Raw genomic sequence first — 13,137 nt, 5'->3', positions numbered from 1 at the left:
CTTTCTCGACAGCCTGAGCAGTCCGATACGGACTGCTCTTTCTCATTTCATACCGTCATCTACACCTGACGCTAATGTAATCCGTGATAATAGGTCACGAGCCAACATTTTATATAGGGAATCTCACTGCTCCAGACTGGTTCCCGATAGTAATTTCGGCTTCTTCTAAACGACTACATCGGYTGCCTTTAGGGTGATTGCACGCAACAAAGGATCCGGCTTTCGTCGGCCCTATTGGGCTATGCTCCAAATGATTGATTCATTTAAATGTTGGGTAAAATCCATACCCCTCGTATTGAATCATTCGACCAATTCAGCTTCCATCGTCTTTACGTTATATTTTACCTTTCCTCTCTGTGCAACAAAGAATTTAATGAGAATCGTCACAATCGCCAGCAATGCAAACAACATACCGCTTAACATTAATCTTTCGGTCCCCAAATGAGAAATTACCCACCCTGCGACCAAAGCACCTATTGTTATATCCAAATTGGAAGAAGACATGTACAGGCTGTTCCCAAATTCCGGCGCATCGGATGTTTCTGTACTTAATTCCTCTTACATGACAACTCCTTTAACTAGTTCGGTTAGATTCGGATTTCCGAATAATATCATTACAGCTGGTACTTTCCGAACCGCAACGAATATTAATCTTGGGGGATCGTTAGTAGTTGCGGCGGGTGACCGTATTGGTATTCGTGTAAGGACGCTTGCGTCGACGGATCCCTCAGCAGCTGATATCACCCAACTCTCATTTAGTGCCAGTCTAAATTATACTCCTTCTTAATAGCCACAAAATTTACTGAAATAATCTGCCCATTAGTTGAATTAAGGCAGCCGATCTAGTCGTCGGCTAATCTGATTTTCTATATATGTTGTCAATGTATGATTATTTCTAAATCAGAAATAAAAATAACTTCACTATTCCGGTCTTCGGATTAGTCTTAACGGTAATCTCAACATTCATATCATTGATACTTTGTCATCTTATTACGTATTAACTATTTGTTCACTTCAGCGGAAATGAACCTTCTTTAATATGTTTTCATGCTAGCGCAGCAAAAATCATTAGATGACCTACGCTTTGGTCTTGCTGTGATGCATTCCCAGAAAGTCAAAGCCTTCTTCGCTCGTCCGTCGGCGATTTAATGGGTATAATAATCCAAGTCCAGGCTCATACTTAGGTGTAATTATTACTGAGAGGTGTGTTTCCAATTCCAGAAAATATTTACATGGTTTTGAAAGATACCATCAAATCGAATGATTTGGTGCAATCTGTGCATACTATCCATGGTAAACGGATTCACTTTACGTATTGCAAAGCTATTGTAGACCAGCAACTTATTCACCACGAATTATTGCACCGGATTCAAATTTCAGAAGCAGAAATTAATCATCTTCTTGCGTTAAAAAATTTGATTCCGCTAGAGAATATCACGTTATCATCCAATGTGGACGAGGTTTCACATAATTTGATTAAAGGCTTCATTTATGTTCAGCTGGAACCTGATTTGAATGAAGGGCTTTTAATCCCTATTGCGGATCTAAAACGCGGGTACCGGAGTAATAATGAAGCGGATAACGAATACAGTGTCATTGGCCCGAAAGTCGGCTTTGTCGAAGATATTGATACCAATCTAAATTTACTCCGAAAAGAGCTTATCTCTGAGAATTTACGATTTGAGGAGTACATCGTAGGTTCAACTTCACAAACAAGAGTAACGATTGTATATTTGGATGGTATTTGCAACCCCCAGCATGTAAATACAGTAAGACAAAGAATAGTAGATGCTGGTATTGACGTGTTATTTGATAGTTCTATTCTTGACCAGATCATAGCGGATAAAGCAAATTCACCATTTCCTTTATTTATGTCTTCGGAACGCGTAGACAGGGCTAAATTTAATCTGATGAACGGCCAAGTGATCATATTAAGCGGTGGGTCTCCTTATTTCATTTCCGGACCTACCACATTATTTGATTTTTTCGCCTCACCAGAAGATTATTATCTGCCATGGATTTTGGGTTCTTTCTTTAGGTGCTTAAGGTATTTGGGAGTGATGTTTTCTATTATTGCAACTCCTTCCTATGTAGCCGTATTAACCTTTCATTATTCCGTCATACCGGAGTCGCTTCTAGGCCCGATCATCGAAWCCAGAACAAATGTTCCCTTCGCACCTTTTCTTGAAGTATTGCTTATGGAATTTACTGTCGAGATGTTACGCGAAGCTGGGGCCAGATTACCTACTAAAGTCGGACAAACGTTGGGTATCGTTGGCGGTATTGTACTCGGTACAGCAGCCGTACAAGCCGCACTCACTAGCAACATCTTAATTATCCTTGTCTCACTTTCTGCCCTCCCGTCATTTGCCACTCCAAGTTTCAAAATGGCTAATACGATCCGTTTTCTAAGGTTTCCATTAATTTTCTTAGCGGCAGCATGGGGGTTGTTAGGGATGACGATTGGGTTAGTGATTCTTTTAGGCCATTTGTTGAGATTAAAATCTTTAGGCACTCCCTACCTAGTTCCTTTGTACCCATTTCGTTTCCGTAATTTCAAAGATAGTTTTATTCGATCTTCGTTAAGCCTTACTTTTAATCGACCTAGTTTTTTGCGCCCTCTCAAACTCAAAAGGTATAAGGTAAGTAAGTCAAAAGATACTAGTGACGAATACAATAACGAATAAATTTCTAAGTAAGGGAATTAACATGAATGAAAAGATATGTCACTCTCCTTTTCTTTTGCTTCATATTATCCGGATGCGCAAAAGAACAGATCGTAGATCGGATTAAACTCATACAAAGTATTGGCTGCGATTTGCAAGGAGATACATTAAAGGTTAGCGGTACTTATCGTGTATATGAAAAGACTACGGGATTGTTTTTGCTTCATGGAGAAGTTAAATCGTTTAATGAGGTACTTACACCTTTCACTTCGCAATCGGATCACCCTATTGCAGTCGGTCAATTGCGGACATTAGTAATTAGTGAAAAATTAGCAAGAAAAGGCATTTCAGGGCTTGCTAGCACCATTGTTCGAGATCCCCTTATTAGTAATCGTTCTACGCTTGTTATAACAACAGATCAGCCTAGTGATATCTTAGCTGAAACTTTAAAATATCCACCCATTTATTTATCAAATCTGATCAAACAAAATATGGAGAACGGGAATACACCTTCCATAAATGGCCATATATTTCTTGATCAATACTTTGGAAAAGGACAAGATGTTTTTTTGCCCATTTTGGTTAAAGGCCCCAAAGATGTTTTGCAAATGGATGGTGTAGGTGTTTTTCATGGTGATAAATTAAAGCTTCTGCTAACAAATGAAAAAGGTTTATTTATTAAACTCCTTAAAGATGATAATGTCGACATCCAATCAAGCACATATAACTTCAAGAATGATCAAGACGAGCAAATTCAATTTAAAATTATTTACTCGAAACAAAAAATGATCGTAGAAAATGAAAAAGCCTCAGTTTCACTTAAGCTAGATATTAACCTCGGAGAGTATCCAACAACCTTAAATGTTTTTGAAAACAACAACGATATGCTTGATTTAAAGAAACAAATCGAAAATAAATTAACAGCCGAAATTAAAGCCATGCTGGAAGATTTCCAAAAGAATCTTGTCGATCCAATTGGAATAGGTAATCTTCATAGTTCTCGCCAAAGGGATTGGAATGAGCAAAAATTTACTGCTCAAATTTACCCAAACATAAAATTTGATGTTCAGACAGAAGTTAAAATATTATCATTGGGAGTTGGGCATTAGTGCAGAACGTGGTAAAGGAAAACTACTTGATCTCCGGTTTCTTTGTATTTTTCCTCATCCATGCTTCTTTGGTCGGGGTTGGCGCCTTAAGTTTTCAACATTTTATTTTTGAATTTGCAGGCAACGATGCTTGGATCTCCGTTCTTTTAATGGGGTTAAGCCTTCATGTTATCATTTGGATGATATTTAAGATGCTTGGCAATCCAGCCAAAGATGTAATCGACTTACATCGCATCCTTTTTGGTAAATTCCTAGGGAGTGCCGTTTCCTTAGTTATGGTTGGATACTATTTTATATTAACTCTAACTGTCTTTCGCGGCTACATCGAAATCATACATGTTTGGATGTTTCCAACCCTTAGAACGTGGATTCTTGCCTTACTATTCATTTGTACCATCTATTACATCGTCTCTGGAGGATTTCGTGTATTAGCGGGCTATTGTTTTTTTGGGGTCATTTTCTCTTTTCTACTGCCATTGTTATTGTACTTCAATATTAAATATGGACACTTTATTAATGTATTGCCTATGTTTAATCATTCTATAAATGATTTGTTCACGTCCTCTAAAAACTCAGGCATCCTGTTTATGGGATTCGAAAGTTTACTCATTTATTTTCCATTTATCAAAGCCCCCGAAAAAAATGTAAAATGGGCTCATTTCAGTTTATTTTTAATGACACTCAAGTACGCCGTACTCATTTTTGTAACCATCATGTATTTTAGTCAGGGGCTAATAAGGCATACCTACTGGCCAACCTTGGTCATGATCAAAGTCATTGAGTTTTCACTTATTGCAAGAATTGAATTTATTTTCATATGCATCTGGCTTTTGATTATTATCCCTATGCTTTGTCTCTCGATTTGGAGCTGTACAAGAATTATAAAAAGAGTTACGAATCTTAAACCCACATTCTCACTAATCCTTATCCTTATTGCAATTTACTTAGCCTCTCTTCCATTCAACGATCGCGTTAAGATTGACTGGTTAGGAAAACATGTTGTTGAGATTGGGTTTTATTTTATTTATGCGTATATCCCACTATTATTTATCCTTTATTTGATTCGCAGTAAAATCTCACAGAAAAAATCAAAGACAATACAACCTGAATAATAAGAAAACCAGTCTAGCTTGAACCATGTGAACTGGTTTTTACTTTGTCGTAATTAATGTCCATGCGGTATCTAACTTCAGATTCATCGAACGGCTCAAAGCTCAAAATATGCCCTGCCCCTTGTCCTGGGCCTGAAAAGCGACTCTATCCGCTGGGTGTATTAAAAACTGCCATGAAGTTAGCCCATTGATTCTTGCCTTTGTTAACGTGGAGCTGAAACTCTTTTGACGTGTAAGAGACTGCCCATAAGGCAGCCTCTTACAATACAATCTGAACACATTACTTTGTGGATGTCCTGCCTTTGGACATTTAACTTAGCCGACCGAACGAGGCTTGCGAAGGAATAAACATAGTATCGCGCCACGATAGTAATGCAAGCTGTAATAAGTAGGTATCACCGAACGCAAGAGCGGATTCCTTCAATTTATCAGCGTCCCCCAAAAGCAGCTATTGCAACGTCCGTTACTAATCAAATTAAAGATATGCTTGAACTAGCGAAGTTAGGTAAGGTGGCTGGCAGCGGATAAAACAAATTAAATTTGTTGTTGTCCGAATGCAATAGGGAGCAGCTTTTCTTTTTGCGCAGTGTCATCGATAACATAGTGTTTAATTAAATCCTTTATATCAAATTAAGGACACACTCTTATGCCCAATAGCTCAACAAGCCACCGATCCGACGGCAGCCCGTTGTCATGATGCTTTCGTTCCATGCTAGAGTAGAACAAAAGGTTGGATGTGCTGCAGCAACCTTTTTAGGTGTTGAACAGTTGAACAAGGGTTACCACTTTAAAAGAGCTGGAAAAGGTTATGTAGCTAAAAAATATTAAGCCCTTTACCAACAGGCTGTACCGTTTCTAGGACACGATTGGTCATTTCTGTTCCTATTAAAGTTTTGATGACCCAAGATGATAGATCCTGTCCAGCGAGACATCCAGCTGCTGTGCTGATGTTACCGTTGTTTACAAAGCTCTCGTTGACCACTTCCACTCCAAATGAAGTTAATTGATCTGCAGCAGTCGGATACGTTGTAGCCTTTTTACCAGTTAAGAACCCCATGGCTCCTAACAACAAAGCTCCTGAGCACATGGAACCGATTAATTGCTTGTCTGCTGAAAGTTTAAATCGACTAAGATAGGTAAGGTCCTGAAACAATTGCTGAACTCCTTTTCCACTTCCAAATAGAACTGCATCAGATGAATTTGCTTCTTCAATCATCCCATGCATAGGTATTTTAAGACCTGCCATCGAAACATGTGATGGTTTTGTTCCAACAATCTTTACTTCCCAATCAACAATGCCACCTACCAATCTCACCCTATTTAGCAAGTCCCAAGGTAGGAATATGTCCAGATCCGTAAAATCGTCAAAGCAAATAATAGATATCTTCATCGACATTAGCTCCTTAAAACTCCTGATATATACAAATTTGCAGAATACTTATAACTCCCGGTTTTAGAGCGTAAACTTGAGGATAAATCTTACGATGATCATTGATGATTTTTTTATTACTTGCGGTTTCCAAGTCGACTTAGTCCCTCATAATTAAAATTATTATCCGTTTTATCATTATATGTTGGTAATTTTATTTTATTATCATACTCTACATAATTGCCCATTAATGTAATAACGGCTTCATCGCATCAAAAAGAATCTGCACTTGCGGCAGCACGGATAAATTAAACTCTGGATTGTATAATTCGTGTGCGCATACCCAAAGACTGATTAGAAGTAAAAATGAATCGAACCTTAGCAAATTAACCTCTAAGGTTCATTAAATACCTACCAGTTCCTAGCAGTTACCAATGAGAATAATACTTCCCTTCAAGTGTAGAATTATGGTAGTTCCATTATTACGGTCACCTGTATCACAAACAGGGATCGATAATAAATAGCGTTCCACCACGCTCTACTGCCCGTTAGCTTAATGATTAATTGAACGCTGCTCAAGATATGAATCGTGCCTTGAACTTAACGCCAAGTAACTCATATCCATGAGAAAACAAAAACAGAGATACTGCTCAAAGTGCAGCATCTCTATTCGGTAACAGAATTTAATAAGCTCTATCATTTATCAGACAAGAATTCTGGAAAAAAATCGCTAAACCTTCTGGACGATTTTCCCTTCTTCAATTTCAAATACCATTTCAGCCACGTTCTCCAACAAGCGATAATCGTGAGATATAAAAATGATTGTACCTGCATAGTTCTTCATCAAATTTTCTAGTGCTTCTACCGCAGGTAGATCAAGAAAATTGCTTGGTTCATCCATTAGTAAAATGTTATATCGTCCCAGTAGCAATTTAGCAAGATGCAATTTAATCATTTCTCCACCACTTAACACAGATAACTCTTTGCGTACATCCTGATGTGAAAATCCCATAGATGCTAGGACAGCACGGATTTCCGAAACCTGATAATCACAGTTTTCCAGCATGAACTCCATAACACCTTGATTACATTCATACTTGTAACCGTTTTGGGCAAAGTAGCCGATTTCCGCCTTAGGAGACAAGGAGATGCCGACTTCTCGATCTAGTATCATTTTGAAAAGTGTTGTTTTACCTGTTCCATTTGCACCAGTTACCGCTATCTTAGCGCCCAATGGAAATTGGAAAGACGCTTTTTCTAAAATAACCTTGTCCCCTAACTGTTTGCAGACCTCTTTCCCCGTAATCGGAAATGGATTGTGTAGTTCTAAGGCTTTGTTCTGTCGGAACTGGACTGAACGAATCGATTCAGGTGGTTTTACATCACCAAGCGCTTCGATTCTATGCTCCATATTTTTAGAGGCATTATGGAGCTTCTTCTGTTTGCTGCCAACCGTTTTTTGATGACCGAGACGTCCGCCGCTTTCAGAGCTGTTTTTTCTTGAAGCTCCCTTTTCCTTTTGATCAATCTTCCGAGCCTGATTCTGTTTTTCAGTGATTGCTTTCTCAAGCCGGTCTCGTTCAGCTGTAAACTGCTTATATTGTGCAGCCTGGCTTTGCCGTTCTTCTTCCTTTTGGGCCAAGTATTCGGAATATCCGCCCCAATACTCGGTAATCTTCCCCTCTTTCAACTCCCAAATCTTATCGACGACTTGATCAAGGAAATAGCGGTCATGACTTATGATGAGCAAAGCGCCAGAATAGTATTTAAGCTGGTTAATCAAAAAGTTAATGCCATTACGATCTAGGTGACATGTCGGTTCATCGGCAAAGATACCATGTGCCTCTCCTGACAGAGCCTGTGCTATTTTCAGACGTGTTTCTTGACCACCGCTCATATGCTCTACTTTTAAATTGTCGATTCCCAGCTTGCCCATTAAAGCGTAATCCTTTACCTCTTGTACGACCATATCATCCAACTGTGGGATATAAGTGAAATTACCTTCCCGGATGATTTTGCCATGCAGTAAAGGAGATTCGCCCAGCAATACTTTTAACAATGTGCTCTTTCCTGCTCCATTCGCACCGACCAGACCGATGCGATCATAATCATACAGCTCCAAATCATCAATATCTAAGACATCGCGCCCCATATATTCCACATGAATGCCTTTTGCTTTTATCAATAACATTATAATAGCCTCCTTCAGAAATCGCAGTTTTCTGTTCGCAGGATAGCCTGCGATTTAAGAAGTGAGGATTATATAAAGAAGTACCAATGCATACATCGCATAGTATTAGCTCCTTTTCGTTTTATTTATCTAAATTTCGGATAGAGGGAAGCAATACGCATAGAATTGCAATTCCTATGATGCAAACCCCTGATAACATAAACCACATATTAATTCCAATTTGATCGGCAAAAATACCGGATATAATTAAACCGATCGGCATGGCGAAGGACGTAATGCTGCCCAACAGGCCAAATACCCGCCCTAAATACTCAGGTTGAATTTTTTCTTGAATGAGAGCCATCTGTACACCGCTATAAAATGGGCTTGAAAAGCCCATCAAGGCACTGCACAGAACAAAGATAAGGAAGCCATTTATCGGCAGCAAGCCGGAAATGAATAAAGTAATTCCCATCAGAGAAATGGAAAAAATAATGCTCAGTGCACGTTTTTTGAATCCGCCCCAAACACCAAGCAACAAGCCGCCTACCAACATTCCAACGGCAAAGAAAATTTCAACAATAGAAGCATAGGTTGCCGTTCCTCCGAAATAGCTCATACTCATTAAAGGGAACAACGCATTGATTGGCATAAAGACAAATACATAAAGTGCACCAATCCAAAGTAATGCAAATAATCCTTTCGATTCTTTAAGTGTACGATAGCCTTCTCTTGCTTCTTCGAAAAAGTTGCTGTTAACACTTTCACCTTGTGTCATTTGCTTAGGAATAGCAACCATCCCCACGGTGATACATGCGATCAACGCATACATCTATGGCAATAATTGCATTTAGTTCCCATGTTGCATATACAAAAGCTCCAATTGCAGGGCTTAGAATATAGCTTACCGACTGTACCGATTGGCTGTAACCAGCGCACTTCGTCAGTTGATCCTCTGGCACTAACAAAGGTGTTACTGCACTCAAAGCGGGTGTGTGAAATGCTGTTCCGATACTACGGATAAATAAAACAATCATCACGACCCATATCGGCAGGTCGATTGTGAGTGCGACCACTGCTAAGACAGCAGCAGCGGCTGCAATAATAAGGTCTGCACCGATCATAACCAGTTTTCGATTCCAACGATCAACCAATACGCCAATCATGGTTCCCAAAATGGCTTGAGGTAAAAAACCTACCATTGATGCCATCGAGAGCACCAATGCAGATCCTATGGTGTCGGTTAGATACCAAATAATCGCCATTTGCAGGACAGAGCTGGTAATCAGTGAAACCGCCTGACCTGCCCATATTGTAAAGAAACTTCGCTTCCAATTTTTTTGTATCATGTTCATTCTCCCCGTATTTTTTATTGTCTGATTGTTTTAGGCAATAAAAAATACAGATCCAAGTCCATAATGCGGGCTTAGATCTGCATTTATCACGTGAGAGAACATGGCGATACAAGGCATAGCAAAAAAGCTATCCAAATCGCGATCTATGTCTACATACGTAAAAATAAGCAGCTCAAAAAAAGCCCACATTTGTGGAAAAAATCCGCTTTTTTATTGCCAACTTATCTTAAACGCATGGAATGTAACATAGATAACGAGCCTCCTCATAATTTATACAGTCAATAATAACCTTGACTGCTCTAACTGTCAATTTCTCATTTTTGTGTTATCCTGCCCGTTAGCGTAATGAAGGGCTACCATATGACAGCCCTTTCGGTGTTCAACTATCGTTACCCGTTAGCTTAAAGAAACAAAGAAAGTCTTCCAAGTTTTCTCTAACATATTTGGCCCTTTACTTCAACAAAAACAGCAGCCGATTTAATGTGTAATGCATTCCAATCGTTAAACACGACTAACAAACGGGATGCAATTCATTACTGGCTGCTATTTCTGTTTTTTAGTGTTCTTCTAACATACTCATTTTTCGTACTCGTCGATTGCATTCTCGCTCATGACCGAGGCCATAAAAACAAGTTTCCCTTTACCTTCTCGTTCAATAATTTCTTTAGCACATGCGTCAATGGCAGACTTACTCATAAATGAGGAGATCGCCAGCAGTTCGGCTGCACCACCATTTCCCGCACTAAAAAGTTTTTGTGAGCAAACGTCTATTACATCCTAACTCATGTATGGGGCGATAGCTGCCAGTTCAGCAGCGCCGTTACCTCCCAATTGAAATAGTTTCGTTGCACATTCATCTAACATATCCTGGCTTATATAAGGAGCAATTGCCAACATTTCCGCTGCTCCAATGCTTTCTATTACAACAACCTGTTTTACGAGCTGATTCATGAATTCCTCGCTGACATAAGGAGCTACAAACATTAGATTGCCTATGTTCATATTGGCCTCTGCGTGTTCTATTATCTCTTGAACTTGTTCTACACCGAGCAGAGGTGCAATTTCAGAAATGTCTTTGAGCGATACCTCTTGGTTCTGTAAATAATTCTGGGTTGTATGATTCAGAAAGTTTTTCAGCAGTTGTGTTCCCTTACTTTCATCAAGTATCTCATCGATGCTAACGTCAAAAATATGCGCTAGTTGAGGAAGTTTAGAAATATCAGGCATCGTGGCGCCTCTTTCCCAATTACTCACTGCTTGGTAACTGATGCTAAGTCGGTCAGCCAGACTCATTTGAGACATCCCAGATCGTTTCCTAAAATCAGCAATATTCCGACCTACTTTTGACATATCAAACACAATTATCACCTCTTTATCAGAATACTATTAGTGTATATATTACTTACATGATTGACTATCAAGTGATGCTTGAGTTGCCAAAACGCGACACCGAATTCCGGTACTAGTTAAGCAGTGTAAGGAATAAGTGAGGCATATGAACCTAGGTGGATTAAACATCTTCGCAGACTGTTACGTTAATGGGAGACGTTAACTTCATAAGACAATTGCGCTAACCTGCCCGTTAGCTTAATGACGCATCGTCAGTCTAAAACTTTATTTTCTCATATAATACTTCATTTTCATTTTACATCAATTATTTTGTTTGCAAGTTGACATCCTAAACCCTGACTATTTGACATTTGAAACTTATCGAGTACTAAGAACGTTTCAATAAAGTGAATTCATCGCTAAACCAATGCCTGCAAATACAATAAATACAATAAGAAATAGTTAGGAGAGATTATTTGATAATAAACAGACGTATTATGGTGAGTATAATGTTATTAATTTTACTTACTGGGTGTAATAATCAAAATACTGAACGACATGATTTTTCTGTATGGGCAAAAAACGAAAATATGAATGATGAATTGAGGGAATCTCTATTCAAATGTTTGGATGACGAAGAAATTGTATATCAAGTCGATGATAAAAAAAATGTACTAATTAAAAACAATGATATCGAAAAAGCTGTAAATCGTTGTTCATAAAAACGATATATAAGTTTATGTTTTTACATTAACGATGACTATAATTGAACAAGCAAACAGAAAGGACCAAGTTATTATGGTCCTTTTACTTTTATCAAAATCAACAATACTATGTATAACTGCCCGTTAACTCAACGAGACTGCCGTTTCATTCCGGCATTCTCGTCCTAGTTATTGTTAAGCTATAGTACCCGTTAGCTCAACAAGGATGCCAATTTGCCGGCAGCCTGTGTCACAAAACTACTCTTTCTGGACGACGAGTTCCAGTCTTCGGGACATCGCGTAAGCTGGCATGGATGTTGCAATATCTCCAGCTGCCCATAAGCGCACCTTCTGCTGTTCTTCAAGATCATCAAAGGTTATTGGTGAACCGATTGTATTAAACATTTCCGACTTCTCGTTAAAGCTGAAATATATACTCGGCTCCTTTTCCCCATCTACCAATATAAGAACCCGATGATTTAGAGAGTCGATCTTTACTATAGTTCCGTTATATTCTGGTTTTTCGCTCGCTTTTTGAATGTCATAGTCTAGCAAGTCAGGGTTTACGAGCTTTTCAATTTCAGGCTTAGCCTGGGCCTCACTTGTATCAGGCATCGTAATGATGATTCTGTTCTTTATTACATCGAGCGAGGAGCCGTACAAATTTAGTTTGCTGTAAAGATCATGATCTGTCAGCTTCTGCTGTGCAGCTTCCAATTCCTGAATCGAATGTGTGACATTGACTGTTTTATAAGTACCGACCTTAAATTGATCCGCAAGCAAACGGCTTGTTTCATCGTTCAACCCTACAATATTGATATAAACTTTACCTTCTTTCAAATATATATCGCCATTTGCGATATGATTCTCTTCAAGGAAACTACGAACCTCGCCGGGAGCCATCATCGGATTGATCGTACCAGTCCCTACTATATTAAGGTCCACTTCTCCTGCTCCTGAGTTACTCCCAGAGCCACTTGAATTAGAAGGGGTATTCTTACCGTTGCTGCTCTTTTCAAGCTGTGTACCGCAGCCCGTGATTGACAGTGCCAGTAAACTAAGAAGTATTAGCCTCATAAGTGAAAGTTTCATGAAAGCAACTCCTTTCGCGTTCTTTGCAATTCAGACGGATGATTAGTCCTTTTTGTTGACCGAATCCTTGCCTACGTTCGGCCTGTTTTTTTGTTTTGCTATTCCGTTAGTGCAAAGAAGGTTGCCAGATCCATTGCCAGCAGCCTCCACGATGTTATTGAAATATCGTTCCCCGTTAGTTGAATCCCGAAATTCCTCGGGCGGACCAAGGGAGGACGACAGTCAGCCTGC

9 protein-coding genes and 1 pseudogene are annotated in these 13,137 nt (G+C 39.1%); 4 read left to right on the top strand and 6 right to left on the bottom strand.

The window, feature by feature from the left end; translation table 11 throughout:
* Positions 1-300: 300 nt before the first annotated feature.
* The gene (locus tag AC1DLI_RS27095) at positions 301-504 is read right to left on the bottom strand and encodes a hypothetical protein (RefSeq protein WP_477607693.1); all 204 of its coding nucleotides are present in this window, start codon (positions 502-504) and stop codon (positions 301-303) included.
* A 728-nt stretch (positions 505-1,232) separates the two neighbouring features.
* Between AC1DLI_RS27095 and AC1DLI_RS27090 the strand changes: the two genes are divergently transcribed.
* The 3 genes from AC1DLI_RS27090 to AC1DLI_RS27080 are packed head-to-tail and all read left to right on the top strand — an operon-like array spanning position 1,233 to position 4,887.
* Positions 1,233-2,687: a spore germination protein gene (locus AC1DLI_RS27090; protein ID WP_477607691.1), complete on the top strand. Its 1,455-nt coding sequence runs from the start codon at positions 1,233-1,235 to the stop codon at positions 2,685-2,687.
* A 26-nt stretch (positions 2,688-2,713) separates the two neighbouring features.
* Entirely contained in the window at positions 2,714-3,775 is a 1,062-nt protein-coding gene (locus AC1DLI_RS27085) for a Ger(x)C family spore germination protein (protein WP_477607689.1), read from the top strand.
* Positions 3,775-4,887 (top strand): GerAB/ArcD/ProY family transporter, encoded by a 1,113-nt coding sequence (locus AC1DLI_RS27080; protein ID WP_477607687.1) that lies wholly within the window; start codon positions 3,775-3,777, stop codon positions 4,885-4,887. Before AC1DLI_RS27085 ends, AC1DLI_RS27080 begins: the two co-directional genes overlap by 1 nt.
* A gap of 814 nt (positions 4,888-5,701) precedes the next feature.
* Here AC1DLI_RS27080 and AC1DLI_RS27075 read toward each other — a convergent pair.
* The 4 genes and pseudogenes from AC1DLI_RS27075 to AC1DLI_RS27060 all read right to left on the bottom strand — a co-directional run bounded on the left by AC1DLI_RS27075 (position 5,702) and on the right by AC1DLI_RS27060 (position 11,131).
* The gene (locus AC1DLI_RS27075) at positions 5,702-6,277 is read right to left on the bottom strand and encodes a DJ-1/PfpI family protein (RefSeq protein WP_477607685.1); all 576 of its coding nucleotides are present in this window, start codon (positions 6,275-6,277) and stop codon (positions 5,702-5,704) included.
* A gap of 709 nt (positions 6,278-6,986) precedes the next feature.
* Positions 6,987-8,447, bottom strand: coding sequence for an Msr family ABC-F type ribosomal protection protein (locus AC1DLI_RS27070; protein ID WP_477607683.1), 1,461 nt, complete (start codon positions 8,445-8,447; stop codon positions 6,987-6,989).
* Positions 8,448-8,568: 121 nt separating this feature from the next.
* Positions 8,569-9,775 (bottom strand): annotated as a pseudogene (locus tag AC1DLI_RS27065) (MFS transporter).
* A gap of 783 nt (positions 9,776-10,558) precedes the next feature.
* Complete coding sequence (locus AC1DLI_RS27060; RefSeq protein WP_477607702.1) at positions 10,559-11,131, bottom strand: helix-turn-helix domain-containing protein; 573 nt, start codon at positions 11,129-11,131, stop codon at positions 10,559-10,561.
* Positions 11,132-11,586: 455 nt separating this feature from the next.
* Between AC1DLI_RS27060 and AC1DLI_RS27055 the strand changes: the two genes are divergently transcribed.
* Positions 11,587-11,832, top strand: a complete 246-nt coding sequence (locus AC1DLI_RS27055; RefSeq protein ID WP_477607681.1) for a hypothetical protein — start codon at positions 11,587-11,589, stop codon at positions 11,830-11,832.
* 240 nt (positions 11,833-12,072) lie between these two features.
* Here the strand turns inward: AC1DLI_RS27055 and AC1DLI_RS27050 are convergent, their stop codons facing one another.
* Entirely contained in the window at positions 12,073-12,759 is a 687-nt protein-coding gene (locus AC1DLI_RS27050) for a hypothetical protein (protein ID WP_477607679.1), read from the bottom strand.
* Between the last annotated feature and the right edge of the window lie 378 nt (positions 12,760-13,137).

This window comes from Paenibacillus sp. 01T443 (genome assembly GCF_056398325.1).
Note: the sequence above shows the minus strand (reverse complement) of the source record. Positions and strands in the feature narration are given on the sequence as shown.

Excerpts from the sequence above, each read along its gene's own strand:
- AC1DLI_RS27095 (WP_477607693.1), bottom strand. The coding sequence starts at position 504 with ATGTCTTCTTCCAATTTGGATATAACAATAGGTGCTTTGGTCGCAGGG.
- AC1DLI_RS27075 (WP_477607685.1), bottom strand. The coding sequence starts at position 6,277 with ATGAAGATATCTATTATTTGCTTTGACGATTTTACGGATCTGGACATA.
- AC1DLI_RS27085 (WP_477607689.1), top strand. The coding sequence starts at position 2,714 with ATGAAAAGATATGTCACTCTCCTTTTCTTTTGCTTCATATTATCCGGA.
- AC1DLI_RS27070 (WP_477607683.1), bottom strand. The coding sequence starts at position 8,447 with ATGTTATTGATAAAAGCAAAAGGCATTCATGTGGAATATATGGGGCGC.
- AC1DLI_RS27060 (WP_477607702.1), bottom strand. The coding sequence starts at position 11,131 with ATGTCAAAAGTAGGTCGGAATATTGCTGATTTTAGGAAACGATCTGGG.